Origin of the sequence: Paenibacillus illinoisensis NBRC 15959, assembly GCF_004000925.1 — a bacterium.
GTDB lineage: Bacteria > Bacillota > Bacilli > Paenibacillales > Paenibacillaceae > Paenibacillus > Paenibacillus illinoisensis.
Genome location: NZ_BIME01000005.1, coordinates 97,245 through 110,432 on the forward strand (window position 1 = coordinate 97,245; position 13,188 = coordinate 110,432).

13 protein-coding genes are annotated in these 13,188 nt (G+C 47.6%); 4 read left to right on the top strand and 9 right to left on the bottom strand.

The features are described 5' to 3' along the window. Positions 1-68: 68 nt before the first annotated feature. The 5 genes from queE to PIL01S_RS14280 all read right to left on the bottom strand — a co-directional run bounded on the left by queE (position 69) and on the right by PIL01S_RS14280 (position 3,533). Positions 69-848: a 7-carboxy-7-deazaguanine synthase QueE gene (queE, locus tag PIL01S_RS14260; RefSeq protein WP_127538069.1), complete on the bottom strand. Its 780-nt coding sequence runs from the start codon at positions 846-848 to the stop codon at positions 69-71. Then, on the bottom strand, positions 841-1,332 hold the full coding sequence (gene queD, locus PIL01S_RS14265) for a 6-carboxytetrahydropterin synthase QueD (protein ID WP_127538287.1): 492 nt from the start codon (positions 1,330-1,332) through the stop codon (positions 841-843). Before queD ends, queE begins: the two co-directional genes overlap by 8 nt. Further along, the gene (gene queC, locus PIL01S_RS14270) at positions 1,332-2,009 is read right to left on the bottom strand and encodes a 7-cyano-7-deazaguanine synthase QueC (RefSeq protein ID WP_127538288.1); all 678 of its coding nucleotides are present in this window, start codon (positions 2,007-2,009) and stop codon (positions 1,332-1,334) included. The genes queD and queC overlap by 1 nt, the downstream gene beginning before the upstream one ends. 345 nt (positions 2,010-2,354) lie before the next feature. Beyond that, positions 2,355-3,059 carry an AIM24 family protein gene (locus PIL01S_RS14275; protein WP_127538070.1) on the bottom strand — a complete coding sequence of 235 codons (705 nt, stop codon included), beginning with the start codon at positions 3,057-3,059 and terminating at the stop codon, positions 2,355-2,357. A gap of 18 nt (positions 3,060-3,077) precedes the next feature. Further along, positions 3,078-3,533, bottom strand: coding sequence for a hypothetical protein (locus PIL01S_RS14280; RefSeq protein WP_127538071.1), 456 nt, complete (start codon positions 3,531-3,533; stop codon positions 3,078-3,080). 316 nt (positions 3,534-3,849) lie between these two features. Between PIL01S_RS14280 and PIL01S_RS29500 the strand changes: the two genes are divergently transcribed. The 3 genes from PIL01S_RS29500 to PIL01S_RS14290 all read left to right on the top strand — a co-directional run bounded on the left by PIL01S_RS29500 (position 3,850) and on the right by PIL01S_RS14290 (position 6,048). Continuing rightward, complete coding sequence (locus PIL01S_RS29500; RefSeq protein WP_164764233.1) at positions 3,850-4,017, top strand: hypothetical protein; 168 nt, start codon at positions 3,850-3,852, stop codon at positions 4,015-4,017. A gap of 207 nt (positions 4,018-4,224) precedes the next feature. Beyond that, positions 4,225-4,929, top strand: coding sequence for a hypothetical protein (locus tag PIL01S_RS14285; protein ID WP_127538072.1), 705 nt, complete (start codon positions 4,225-4,227; stop codon positions 4,927-4,929). A 156-nt stretch (positions 4,930-5,085) separates the two neighbouring features. Further along, on the top strand, positions 5,086-6,048 hold the full coding sequence (locus PIL01S_RS14290) for a helix-turn-helix transcriptional regulator (protein WP_127538073.1): 963 nt from the start codon (positions 5,086-5,088) through the stop codon (positions 6,046-6,048). Positions 6,049-6,102: 54 nt separating this feature from the next. Here PIL01S_RS14290 and PIL01S_RS14295 read toward each other — a convergent pair whose 3' ends face one another. Next, the gene (locus PIL01S_RS14295; RefSeq protein ID WP_127538074.1) at positions 6,103-6,774 is read right to left on the bottom strand and encodes a 3'-5' exonuclease; all 672 of its coding nucleotides are present in this window, start codon (positions 6,772-6,774) and stop codon (positions 6,103-6,105) included. Positions 6,775-7,307: 533 nt separating this feature from the next. On the opposite strand from PIL01S_RS14295, the gene PIL01S_RS14300 reads away from it, so the two are divergent. Beyond that, positions 7,308-9,041: a proline--tRNA ligase gene (locus PIL01S_RS14300; protein ID WP_127538075.1), complete on the top strand. Its 1,734-nt coding sequence runs from the start codon at positions 7,308-7,310 to the stop codon at positions 9,039-9,041. A 622-nt stretch (positions 9,042-9,663) separates the two neighbouring features. Here the strand turns inward: PIL01S_RS14300 and PIL01S_RS14305 are convergent. From PIL01S_RS14305 to PIL01S_RS14315, 3 genes are all read right to left on the bottom strand, one after another. Next, positions 9,664-11,478, bottom strand: a complete 1,815-nt coding sequence (locus PIL01S_RS14305; protein WP_127538076.1) for a 5'-nucleotidase C-terminal domain-containing protein — start codon at positions 11,476-11,478, stop codon at positions 9,664-9,666. Between the two features lie 180 nt (positions 11,479-11,658). After that, a complete protein-coding gene (locus tag PIL01S_RS14310; protein WP_095360761.1) occupies positions 11,659-12,075 on the bottom strand; it encodes an ImmA/IrrE family metallo-endopeptidase in 417 nt (138 codons plus the stop codon). A 42-nt stretch (positions 12,076-12,117) separates the two neighbouring features. Next, positions 12,118-12,564 (bottom strand): helix-turn-helix domain-containing protein, encoded by a 447-nt coding sequence (locus PIL01S_RS14315; protein WP_127538077.1) that lies wholly within the window; start codon positions 12,562-12,564, stop codon positions 12,118-12,120. Positions 12,565-13,188 lie beyond the last annotated feature (624 nt).

Here is a 13,188-nt window from a genome sequence, read left to right on the forward strand (position 1 = left end):
GCCCCTGGTTGTTTCCAAAAAAATTACATCATGCCGCCCAGTTCTACCCAAGCTGTCCATGGAGCCGATCAAACGCCGCGTTTGTTTCCCCACACCAAGGTGTGCAGCTGTGGAAGCACGCGGACATCGTTCAGGTCATCCGATGCACTGACCTGATCAATCAGCCACTCATAACGGGCGAGCAGCGACGAAGCCAGATCTTTCGTCTCGGCAGAAGTGACGTCCGGATTTCCAGTCTGCAAAAACAAATCGGTAGCCGGATACCGTTCATGCACGCGGCGGGCATAATCCAAGTCTATTTCATCGAAGATGACAATTTTCAGGCTGTGGCTGCGTCCTGCAGGGCCTGTGGACAATCGGTTAATGAGATCATCCAGCACGTCCCAGTTGGTGTCCATGCCCGAGCTAGGCGGCTTGGGAGACACGGTGACCTCGTCAATGTCAGCCAGCCAAGGCTGCCAGCGGGAGCCCTGCGTCTCCACCGCAGTGCGGATGCCGTTCTGCCGGAGCAAAGAAACCAACCCGCCCAGCGAAGCCAGCAGGGCAGGGTTCCCGCCGGAGATGGTAACATGGGAGAATCGTGAACCGCCAATGCGGCGCAATTCAGCCCATACATCCTCCGGTGTGATCATTCGGATCTGGTCCTTGCCACTGCCGTCCCAGGTAAATGCAGAATCGCACCAGGAGCAGCGATAATCGCAGCCGGCGGTGCGGACAAACATGGTTTTCTGTCCGATCACCATGCCTTCGCCTTGAACTGTCGGACCGAAAACCTCCATGACCGGGATGCGCGCTTCTTTGCTTTGTACGGAGGAAGCAGAACCGATGTTTTCTGGCACACTACTCATCGATCATCCACTCCCGTCTAGCCTCGGCATAGCTGGTTGGTGTCTCGTAGAGGCGCACAAATTCGGTTCGGCCACCTTCGGTAAGTCCTGCATAGGGTTCAGTCTGAAGCGCGTGTTCCATTTGTTCGAACAACCAGACGACCATGTTTTCAGCCGTGGTATTCATGAGGGGAAGGGTCTCATTCAGATATTGATGATCCAGATAACCTTCAATTTGTGTTTTCCATATATCCTTGATGTGTCCAAAATCAACCGTCAGTCCGGTCTCGCCCGGATAACCGCTGATGCCAAAAACGACTCTATACGTATGGCCGTGCAAGTTCTTGCACTTGCCTTCATAACAATGCAGGTGGTGCGCAGCATCGAAGGTGAACTCTTTGCTGACCAGCACACGTTTGCGGTGATAACGCAGCTGTGAAGGCAGTATATCCTCCCCAATCCGCTGCAAATGCTCAACAATGCGGAACGTTCCTGGCTCTCTCATCATACATCTGCTCCTACAGATGCCCCAGCAGAGCGCTGCTCCATGTAGCGATCCAATCCTGCTTTGCGCAGTTTGCAAGCAGGGCATTCACCGCATCCATCTCCAATAACCCCGTTATAGCAGGTCAGTGTCCGCTCGCGTACATAATCAAAGGCACCGAGATCGTCTGACATCTTCCACGTTTGGGCCTTATCCAGCCACATTAGCGGAGTATGAATGACAAACGGGTAGTCCATCGACAGGTTAAGCGTCACATTCATGGATTTAACAAATGAATCCCGGCAATCCGGATATCCGCTGAAATCTGTCTCACATACGCCAGTGACCAGATGACGCGCTCCTTTTTGCTTCGCGAGAATGGCGGCAAAACTGAGGAAAAGCAGGTTGCGGCCATCTACAAATGTGCTAGGCAACTCGCCTTCTTCGTGCGTAATTTCCACATCTGTACGGGTCAATGCATTAGGCGCCAGCTGGTTAAGCAGACTCATGTCCAGCACGGTTTGCTGTACATTCAGATCGCGTGCAATCGCAGCGGCGCATTCGATCTCCAGCTTATGACGCTGTCCATAATCGAAGGTCACCACCTCAACTTCAGCAAATTGCTGTTTGGCCCAGAACAAACATGTGGTACTATCCTGACCGCCGCTAAATACGACGACCGCTTTTTCTTCGTTCAACATAAAAAAACCTCTCCATCTTCTTAAGATCAATCTATGCACCTAGGCACAGAGTGTCGGAAGAACAGAGAAGTTCATGAACTGGCATCCATCAAAAAACACACCTTTCCTTACGCTGCTAAAAAACAGCACGGTAAAAGTGTCCTTAGTTTTTTACGTACGTCATACACGGTGTACGCAAGACTTGTAATGACCTGTAAAGGTCAAGTCTTATAGAGGGAGTTCGCGAACCTCTCCCATGCCAGGAGGCATGGATTTTCTTCTTCAATTGTCTGAACCATTATAACACGAAACCGCCCGGTGACTACCCCGCATGTGTAATAAATGCGGAGATCACCGGGCGGTTCATTTAATGATTACATTGCCGAAAGGGATGACTTCCTTAAGGATGCGTTTGAATAGTCCTTCATCATTCAGGTCCCGTTCGAGTCTGCTATTCTCCCGTCCTGCCTGGAAGAGTACCGAGCCCTGTCCCGTCATTTTCCAGTGGTAGTTCATATGCTGACTGGCGAGATTATTTCCATACACGGTGAGTTCCAGCTTGGCATTCTCGGGATAGGCTATGATGCTGCCTGCATCTACGTAAAGCGGGGCAGTAGGATGTAATTCCTGCTGGCAGACCTGGCCTTGGGTTAACAGTCCAATCTTGCCTTTACCTGAGAATTTCATTTTGACAGCATCCTGCGTGATCAGCATGTTCTTAATTTTCTGGATCTTGGTATGCATGCTCACTCCGTCTGAGTAAAAGAAGAGATGCCGAAAGTCGTACAGCAAATCACTCTCCTCTGTGAGCTCCACTTCCTTCATGGTAAATCCGGGAGGGAGTGCAGCCACAAATTGGCAGGGGCCAGTGATTTCGGATTTGATCAGCTTTTTTTTGCGGACCATGCCTGAGATGTTCATGAACTTGTCATTGCGACTGCCGCTCGATCCGCGAAAGGCCACGATCTGCTGCGGGTGTAAAATATGAAGCCGGTCATTCTGGACCAGCGAGAAGGTTACCACTTGTCCAGCTCCGCCGGCCTCGGCAGTGTTCAGGTGTATGTGCATGTGCTTGCTCCTGTTCTTTTAGGCTCGGCCAGAACGACGACGCATTCCCCAGCGCATCACGCGAATCAGAACAAAATAGCCTAATATGAGGACAATGACGGTGATAATCATCGTTTGAATTCGTTTGGTCGTGGCATTTTTGGCATCTTGATCTTCCTGCAGTTTCGTGACCATATCGGTCAGCTTCTGGTTCTGTTCTATTAACTGCTCATTCTGGGCCTTGAATGCTTCAACATTGGCCTGGGCTTGTCCCAGTTGAGCAGAGGTTTCATTCAGTTGGTTCAGCGTCTGCTGGTAGCTCTCCTGCAGGGCGTTCACTTCACCGGGGAGCTCGGAAACGCGTTCCCACCCGCTGTATATGTCAGAGAATATATTGGCACTAGCTGCATTTACTGTAGATGACAGTGTAACGGTAAATAGAATGAATGTGGTGAATAACACCCGAATGAAATGACCCTTCATGGGTTGTGGCATCATTGGCACCTTCTTTCGGTGAGGTTTTTCGTCTGCCGAATTCGTCGTCATTTGTTGAAATACGGCTCTTACATTATACGCCAAAAGCGGCGTGTTGGGTTCAGTACATTGCAAATTTTCAGGAGGGATCATTTGTTTAATTCAATGTGCAACAGGGTAATATACGTTCAAGGCAGCGCGCGGACAGTTTAAACATAATATCATTACCCCGGTTCCGGGTGCTTCCATTCACAATGACGAAAATAATAAAAAATAATAAAAAATAATAATATATCCGATTTTTAGAATAAGATCGTGAATAAAGGAGAAGAAATATATGTACACAACAGAGCAAACGACACCAACCAAAACGATTATGATTACCGTAAACGGAGAGCCAATCGGGCGTAAACTAATCATTGATAGTGTGACTTACGCGCCTGTGAGAGAACCGGAATGGGTAGCATCCATAACAGAGATGGGAATGAATCAGCCTACCGTGTAAGTTGGGACTTGTCATAAATATGAAGCGGGGAAGCTTGGCATAATGCCAGGCTTTTTCGTCGTTTTATGTCGGATTTAGGCGGATTTAGGGATGTAAAAACATTTTAATGTAAAAATATTATGCGAACATATGTTCCGTGACAATATAGTGTCCATTCACCCTGATAACTTATAAGATAATACACATAAATCGGGGGAGAGACTACCAGTGAACTCAGTCTTTGAAGTATGTTATTCGTGGAACAGAGAGGCCATACCGACAGGGGGGGCCGACCCCGTATATATGATGGTGGAATGGCGTTACGGGGCCCCTGCCAAAAGACTTAGGAAAGTAGCACCTAAAATTGTGTCAAGAGACATGGAACTTTTGCTCAAACCGGAATTTGGAATTGAACTCAAAGGGATTTATGGCTGCCGATCCAAGGAGACCGATATCGGCTGGATTCTGCGGCTCGGCGATGTATACAAAGGGGAGAGTAAACAAATTCTCCTCGAATTTGCCATGGGCCCTCGTGTGTCTGGAAAAGCAGCCATATGCTCTGCCTACTGGAGCACACGCAAAGTGAAGCAGAGTCAGAGAGTACTGCTGCGCCGTGAGCAATTGTATATTCAATATACAAGCCACCTGGGGATGTTACGGCAGCCGGAGGACCCGAAGGTGGAGAAGACGATTAAATTAAGCGAGACCGTGCCGTTGATTAAACAAGCCCTGCGGGCCTATGAAAGAGGTCGTGCACAAGAGGGAAGCAATCTGCTTCGCAGGCATGCAGATGCCTTGTTGATTGAGGCAGCACGAAAGCAGGATCTGGATTATTACCAAGAAGCCGAAATTGTGGAGAAGCTGCGTTATCACTACGGAATCACGTATGGTGGAGCGTACAATAGCCACGGAAAAACCATGTTATGTGAGTAGGGACAAAGGACTATTGAGAATGATATGAAAATGAATGTTTCTACATAGAATTTAAAGGTGAAAATAAAGAGTGAGTCGAATGTACTATATATCATGATTAACAATTGGATGGAGTTGTATCGAATTTTTTGACAACTTAGTGGAGGGTCCGGCAAAATGACAGACCGACTGATCCGATTAATGCGCATTATAACTCTCGTGCAGGCGAAACCGGGAATTCTGGCCCGGGAGCTGGCCGAGCGATGCGAGACAACGGAAAGGACGATATATCGCGACATGGAGGCCCTCAGCGCAATGCATATTCCGATCGCCAATATGGGACACGGGAGAGGTTACATGTTTATCAGCAACTTTGCCATGTATCCGCTCAACTGGTCTGATGAGGAGGCTCACGCTTTTGCTCATTTGGCTGAGGTTATGGATGATATTCGTCCTTATCTGAAGCCTGCCTTCGAGAGCGCCTATGAGAAAGTGGTTGCATCGAATCAGAAGAACAAAACGGAGCGGGTAGAGTGGTCAGAGCAGATTGGCGGTTTATTTAAAACAGGGCTGCCTGCTTGGCAGAATGACGGCGATGAATGGAAAAGCAGTTCACTGGTGACTTTACTTCAAGCTGGCATGTCACAAAACACAATTGAGGCAGAATATCTCACTCAAAACATGAAGAAAGTGGTACGGCTCGATCCGTATTGCTTGATCCCACGTGAGTACCGTTTTGATTTGTTGGCATACTGTCATCTTTTGGAGACGCTAAGGATTTTTGAAGTAGAGAATCTGCAAAAAGTACGGATTCTGCCTCGTACATTCCGCAAAGACGATTTTCTTTTGCAATCCCATTTCCGCAAGTCGGGAGCCGGCCAAGGACAAGAATGGATTGCGTTCAAGATCCGTTTCTCCCCCGATGCAGTTGAGCATGTGATGCAGCAAAAATTTTTGGTGCGTCCCATTCTCACGATGGAACCAGAAGGCACATTACTGCTGGAGACCATTTTGGCTGAAGATCAGGAATTTTTGAGATGGCTTAGTCAGTATGGGCCAGAGGCAGAGATTCTTGAACCCGAGGGATACCGAAGCGTAATGAAAGAACGCCTGAGACGCTGGCAGCAGTTGTATAGCTAATGCCCAGCGTGGACAGGCGTTCTTTTGCATGATTAAGAGGAAAGATCAAACAGCTTATTCATTGGTTTTGAACAGATGAGCGAGATTACCGAAGGGTGAATCTTTCACATCGTCTTCTGTGCTGCTGGAATACACAACTTTGGAAGCAACGCCTTCATCATCAGCGGCACAGTTGGTTTCCAGATTGAAGCGATCGAATTGATGCATGAATACTTTGGCGGTATTGATGGCGTCATCCAGTGCACGATGTTGGGTGCCGTCGAACTCGATTCCGCATAGTTCGAGTGCTTGAGCTAGTCCAAGCTGACGGAATTTGCCTTCCTTGCGAACGGTTCGCGACCACTGCTGCTGCAGGTCATTATGATTCGTGATCCAGGCAACATCAAGCTGGTGTGTACGACAATGGGAGATCAGCTTGCTGCGGTCATCGGGTCCCCAGGAACACATATAATAAACTTCGCTTCCCATCCAGGCGATAAAGTTTTGGAGTGCTTCAGGAAAAAGAGGAGCAGCATCAATATCTTTTTGCGTAATTCCAGTAAATTGAATGGTGTCGGTGGACAGCACCGATTTATTCGAAGGACGAACATAAGTATGAAACGTGTCGGATACATATAATCCGTCAGGTCCTTCCGTAACTTTTACCGCACCGATATCGATAATTTCAGAAGAGTAACGCGCGTTACGGCTAACCGTAAATTCAAGATCATAGATAATATATGGCATAGGACAAGCTCCTTTATCAATAATACATGTTCTCTATCTCTCTATATTACAGGGAAGCCAGCGGGATGTCAGCATCACCCGCGGAATTCTTCCTGCCCGTTATCTGCATGTAACACATTAGTTGACAATTGCTTGCAAATGCACTAATGTGATCAAAAATGATAACAGCGATTAGTGAGGACATAATTGCGCCAGCCAGCTTCAATCAGAGAGGGAACCGATTGGTGAGAGGTTTCTGCTGCTGCTTCGTAATTCCCACCTCGCGAGCTGCGGAAGAGAATGCCAGCAGGCTGCAACCTCCGCCGGACTGGGCCCGTTACGCCTCAGAGGACTGTATGATTCCATATTGCCTATTGGGGAAACGGGACGTTTGTTCAGCATGCCCGGGGAAACCCGAGACGTGTTAGTGAATGTAACCATGCAGTTAAATAAGGGTGGTACCACGACACATTCGTCCCTTGACGGATGTGTCTTTTTGCTGTTTATCCACTCATTTTGCAAAAATGATCAGGAAGATAAGGAGTGTGGAATGGATGCGTCAAAGTGAAATGCTTGTTCCAACATTACGTGAAGCGCCGGCAGAGGCGGATGCAGCCGGACATCGCTGGCTGCTTCGTTCAGGCATGATTCGCCAGCTGGCAGCAGGGATATACAGCTATTTGCCGCTGGGGCGGCGTATACTGCTCAATGTCGAGCGGATCGTTCGTGAAGAGATGGACCGTGCCGGTTGTCAGGAAGTACTGCTGCCTATTATGCAGCCGGCAGAGCTGTGGGAGGAATCGGGAAGATACAGCCAGTACGGCCCTGAGCTAATGCGTTTGCAGGATCGCCACGATCGGGAGTTCGCTCTCGGACCAACCCATGAGGAAGTGGTGACTGCTCTTGCGCGTGATGAGGTCAATTCCTACAGAAAATTGCCCTTCACGTTATATCAGATTGGAACCAAGTTCCGGGATGAACGGCGTCCAAGATTCGGCTTGCTGCGTGGCCGCGAGTTTATTATGAAGGATGCGTACTCTTTTGCTTCCGACTGGGAAGAGCTGGATCACACGTATCAGGCGATGAATAAGGCATATTCACGCATTTTGGAGCGCTGCGGTCTGGAATATATTCGTGTAGAAGCAGATGCAGGTACAATCGGCGGTCAGGGAGAAACACACGAATTCATGGCACTGGCTGATGTGGGAGAGGATACGATTGTATCCTGTAAGCAGTGTGGGTATGCTGCGAATCTCGAGAAGGCCGGATACCAGACAAATGGAGCTGTAACCCAGCATACAGCTGAATCCCGGTCCAATGCCGTGGACCAATCGCTAATCCGACTCCATACGCCCGCTATTCGTACCATTTCCGAGCTCAGTTCCTACGTCGGTGAGGGACCCGAGCAAATCATAAAAACACTGCTCTATCAAGCGGATGGTCAACTGATTGCTGCACTTGTTCGCGGGGACCATGAAGTGAATGATATTGCGCTCAAGCACGTATTGGGTGCCGAGGAACTCATTCTGGCTGACGAAGAAGCACTAGCAGGCCGTTCGGATTTGAAGGTTGGTTTCCTGGGACCTGTCGGTCTGGATCTGCCACTCATCGTGGACGCGGATGTGGCTGCGATGGGAAGTGCGATTACCGGCGCCAACGAAGTCGATATGCATTTGTCGGGTGTTCGCCCGGGGGTCGATTTTGCCTTGAACAAAGCCCGGCAAATTCGCTTCGCGACTGACGGTGATAACTGCCCTACATGTGGGGCCAAGCTTGTATTTACCAAAGGCATTGAAGTAGGACACATTTTCAAGCTGGGCACCAAATATAGTGATGCCATGAACGCTTCATTCTTGGACCGGAATGGTCGCCAGTGTGCCCCGGTGATGGGATGTTACGGTATTGGAGTGTCCCGTCTGATGGCTGCCATTGCCGAGCAATATGCTGGAGAGGACGGAATAAGGTGGCCGGCAGCTGTTGCGCCATATCAGATTCACCTGATCCCCATAAACTGGAAAGATGAGCAGCAGCGTCAGCTTGTCCTGGAACTTGAACAGCAGTTAGGGGATGCAGGATACACGGTGCTGACAGATGATCGGGATGAACGTCCCGGGGTGAAGTTTAAGGATGCGGAACTCATTGGTCTGCCTGTACAGATTGTGGTTGGCCGGGGCGCTGCAGAACGGAATGTCGAATTAGGGTCCCACACTCTTGCCGGTAAAGGGGAAACCAAGCGGATTAGCATGAGTGTGGAAGAGGCATTGACTCATGCCAAGGAAGTGCTCTAGTCCGTAGATAATCTTATTTGTCCGAATGTCAGTACACTGTTAATTCGTGTCATAAAGGGACATATTTTATAGGTCCACATATTATGAGATATTCCATTTTTGTGGGGTATTTTGAAATCAAGCATCAAAACAAGGCCTATAGACATATGAATTAACAGAATCATATGCATGATGCCGTACAAAATGACTACTCTTTACTAATGTGTATAATGCATTTTAACTTTTTTGAAAAGTACACGTTCCGCTGATTGGGTTGAAGTATGGAAAGAGGTGCAAATATGCAAAGCATTTTTGTATATTATGTTCGTCTGGAAAGCGAATAAATCGCGCAGCAGTGGCAATTATGCGCATATTTTCTATAGTTCACGATTAGGGACTCAGAGAGTGTATGTACGATAGGTTAGGTTTGAGGATTTATTTTTGCCGCAAAGGTATTTTAATCGTTTTTGCCTAAAAGGCTCACAAGGGAAAGGTAAATGGTTGCTTTTCAAATGAGAAGCAGAAAGGGTGCTCCTTCAGCCAGATTGGCTGAAGGAACACCCTTTTTCCGATACTGCTATCATTACTTCTGATTCAATCGATCTGTGGAGCAGGTCACACTATTCGAATATTGGTTTGCTGCTTAAGAAGCAGCAGGCAGCTTCAGTTGTTGACCAGGATAAATCCAGTGAGGATTTTTGATGCTGTTCAACTTTTGCAGCGCTTGCCAGGTTGTGTTGTATTTTTTGGAGATGGAGTACAGGGAGTCTCCGGATTTTACAACATATACTTTGGCAGGAGCTGGTTTGTTTGGTGTCGGTTTTGAAGGTGTTTCTGGTTTTGGTGTTACCGGTTTTGGCGTTTCTGGCTTCGGTGTAGCCGGAGCAGGTGTCTCTGTCTCTGGAGCTTCCGGTTCAGCTACAGGTGTTTTTGCTTCCTTGATTCGGCCATCTGTTTTGATGTCCACAGCGCCAAGCTTCTGCATGTATTCAATCAGTGCTTCGTCCATTGCACCGTACATGCCGGAGATGGTGTATTTGTTGAACATGGTGTACTCGTCACCGCCAACGGCTGTGAAGTCATTCGTAGCCAGTGTATACGTGGCTTCGGGATCAAGAGCTTTGTCTCCGATCATCACGGAATGTACACGGCTGCCTTCGGCAGCTGAAGTATCAATACTGAACGTCATGCCAGATACTTGCGGGAAACCACCGCTTGGTTCCGGATAGGAGGCTACGCCGTTTTCAAGGGCTGCCAGAACATCAGAGCCTTTTACATCAAGCGTTACAACCTGATTACCAAAAGGAAGTACAGTGATAATGTCGCCTTTGGTTACGATACCTTTTTCAATGGAAGCACGGATACCGCCGCCGTTCGTAAGTGCAATATCTGCATTGCTGACATCACGAAGGGCATCTGCGAGCAGGTCACCTAGGTTTGTCTCGCCAGCACGGACTTGTTCGCGTTTACCATCAAGCAGGATCGCTGTATTGGCCACTTCTTCTTTAAGAATAGGTTCTTGTTCTTTTTGAATGGAGTTCACGAGTGCTGCTACTTTCTCATTCGGTTTAATATCTTTGGCTTCTGTTTCATCAATCAATGTAGCTTGTTTCTTCGTTACCTTGCCACCGTCTACCCACAGATCGATGACACCTACGAAGTTGGTGTACTCTCCGGCACTCGCGATCAATGTTCCGTTGTCGGATACGAGACCATCCTGGAGGATGGTGTGGCTGTGTCCGTCGATGAATACATCAATACCCGGAACTTCTTTTACCACTTTGAAGCTAGTGTCAGTACTGGAAGCATCTTGTCCAAGGTGTCCCAGAACAACTACCACATCCACTTTGCTGCGAATTTCGTTCACCAGAACTTTGGCTTCCGCAGCTGGGTCTGTAATATCAAGACCTTCAACATTTTTTGGATTCGTTTTGTACATGGTTTCAGGTGTAGTCAAGGCGATGATTCCGATTTTCACACCGTCAACTTCTTTAATAAGATAGGGATCAAAAAGACGAGTTCCGTCTTTTTTCTTCACGTTGGCACTGAGCATTGGAAAATTCATCATGTCTGCAAGCTCAACAAGGTGCTTGGAGCCGTAGTTAAATTCGTGGTTACCCGGAACGATGGCCTGGTAGCCCATTTCATTCATGACTTTGACGATACTCTCGCCATTCACGAGTGTCGCAAAGGTAGTACCATGCACAGCATCCCCTGCATCAAGCAAAAGGGTATTTGGATTCTCGCTGCGGTATTTGTCAGCAATCCCTGCCACTTTGGCATAGCCCATTGCAGGTGAAGCTTCAACTGCACGTGCATGTGTGTCATTCGTATGTAGAATCGTAATGTGTTTACCCGTGCCCGGAGTTGTATCCGTTGCAGCGGCCGCAATTCCTACACTGCCAAACAGTAAGCAAGCCGTTAGCAGAAGTGAAACGTAAGTCTTCCAGATTTTCATATGAATCTGTACCCTCCCAAAAATATGATCTGCCTGAGCTCTCGCACAGCTCAAATTGTATTTTAGCAGACTATGATTAGGAAATCTCGTGATTTACGTAAAAATAGGTAACCTGAAAGTGACATCTAATCGACTGGCTGGGAAATAAAGTTAACGCTCATTTGAATGAAACGTATGTTCTTATATAGAGTAAAAAAAATGCTGCGCTTCGCGCGGCAGTCCTGTACGTAAACAGAATTTCTCCAGGGATTCATCAGGTTCCGGCATGACTCCCGAGGTCAATAATTGAATGGCAAAACGATTGGCCTGTCTTTCCAGCTTGCCGGGAGCAAAATAGGAGTGTTCCTCCAAAAAGAAACGATTAATGCCTTTGTGCAATCGGTCGTGTCCAAGTTCATGAGCGCATACAAACCGCTGCCATTCCGGCGGAAGTTCACTGTGAATGACAATAAATCTGCGGCGGAGCTTGCGGAAATACAGCCCTTTGGTAGACTTGCCCAGATTGGTGAAACGGATCTGTATTCCAATGGCTCTGGCAATGCTGAAGGGGCAGTTGGTCCGGTGTTTTCGAATCAGCTTTGTTACCATCTCGTCCATATCATCTCACCTGCTGCTTCATTGTAATCAGCTTTCCATGCCTCATTGGCGGCTGTCCGGTTCATCGTTTTTCTTGCGTTTGTTCATCTGCTTGGCTTCCCAGAACAGTCCGGTCAGCACATCCTTGATACGTTTTTTGTCTTCGTCATCCAGTGGAATTCCGTCAAACATCAGATCGTCTTCGTCCTCAAGCATTTTCTTGAAATCACGTCGGTCTTTGTACGTTGCCCATTCGGGAATGTCCTGAGCTTCACTTGCTGCATTTGCTGCCTCAATATACCCTGCCTGTTTCATCATGTCGGCATAGGGAACGGAGAGCGCATCGGCCAATTTGCGGATCGTGGCTGGTTTCGGAACACCGCGGACTCCATTTTCAATGCGTGAAATTTGTGAGTTGCTGATTCCTGCTGCTTCGGCGAGCTGATTGATGCTATAGCTCTGCTGTTCCCGCAGTTGTTTCAGATAAGGACCAAAAGCGTGCTCCACAATTCATGCCAACTCCTTCAATTCGTATAAGCGTATTTAATAGATACTAAGAAACACTCCATGCCCTATGATCTGCTAGTGCCCCGTTCCGGATACGGATCGTTCTTCCAATCGCCGTTATCCCCAGATTTCCTTGATCCCTTATGAAAGGGAGAAATCCGGTGATAAATGCGAACGCTAACGCTTTTTCAGAATCGATTCCGTCTCCTCCACTACTTTCGCACTTCTAGGGGACAAATCATGTTCACTTTAACATTCAAGTAGCTTCTTAATATTTATAATAGAAAGTCGCTTATACGAGAGATCTGTAATTATCTGTACTATAACGTATATATACCATTAGGTAAAGGGAATTGAAACAATTATGCCAAAAGGTATAGAAAATAGGAGCGAGGGTTTTATTTTATCGTCAAAATGACCCAAAATGAAGGTTTACTCTAATCTCCAATAAGTGGTATCCTCAAATAGAAATACGAACAATATACGAACATAACATTAAATTTGAACGATTTATATGTACTGGAAACCGGAAGCCTCAAGGTATGAAGCCCTGCGGAAGTGATTCCAAAAGGCAACACAAAAGACCTGGACAATGGCCGTTATTTCTCTGAAAAGACTGTATAACAC

Coding starts and splice junctions, on each gene's coding strand:
- queE (WP_127538069.1), bottom strand. CDS start 848: ATGAGTAGTGTGCCAGAAAACATCGGTTCTGCTTCCTCCGTACAAAGC.
- queD (WP_127538287.1), bottom strand. CDS start 1,332: ATGAGAGAGCCAGGAACGTTCCGCATTGTTGAGCATTTGCAGCGGATT.
- PIL01S_RS14275 (WP_127538070.1), bottom strand. CDS start 3,059: ATGCACATACACCTGAACACTGCCGAGGCCGGCGGAGCTGGACAAGTG.
- PIL01S_RS14280 (WP_127538071.1), bottom strand. CDS start 3,533: ATGCCACAACCCATGAAGGGTCATTTCATTCGGGTGTTATTCACCACA.
- PIL01S_RS29500 (WP_164764233.1), top strand. CDS start 3,850: ATGTACACAACAGAGCAAACGACACCAACCAAAACGATTATGATTACC.
- PIL01S_RS14290 (WP_127538073.1), top strand. CDS start 5,086: ATGACAGACCGACTGATCCGATTAATGCGCATTATAACTCTCGTGCAG.
- PIL01S_RS14295 (WP_127538074.1), bottom strand. CDS start 6,774: ATGCCATATATTATCTATGATCTTGAATTTACGGTTAGCCGTAACGCG.
- PIL01S_RS14300 (WP_127538075.1), top strand. CDS start 7,308: ATGCGTCAAAGTGAAATGCTTGTTCCAACATTACGTGAAGCGCCGGCA.
- PIL01S_RS14305 (WP_127538076.1), bottom strand. CDS start 11,478: ATGAAAATCTGGAAGACTTACGTTTCACTTCTGCTAACGGCTTGCTTA.
- PIL01S_RS14310 (WP_095360761.1), bottom strand. CDS start 12,075: ATGGACGAGATGGTAACAAAGCTGATTCGAAAACACCGGACCAACTGC.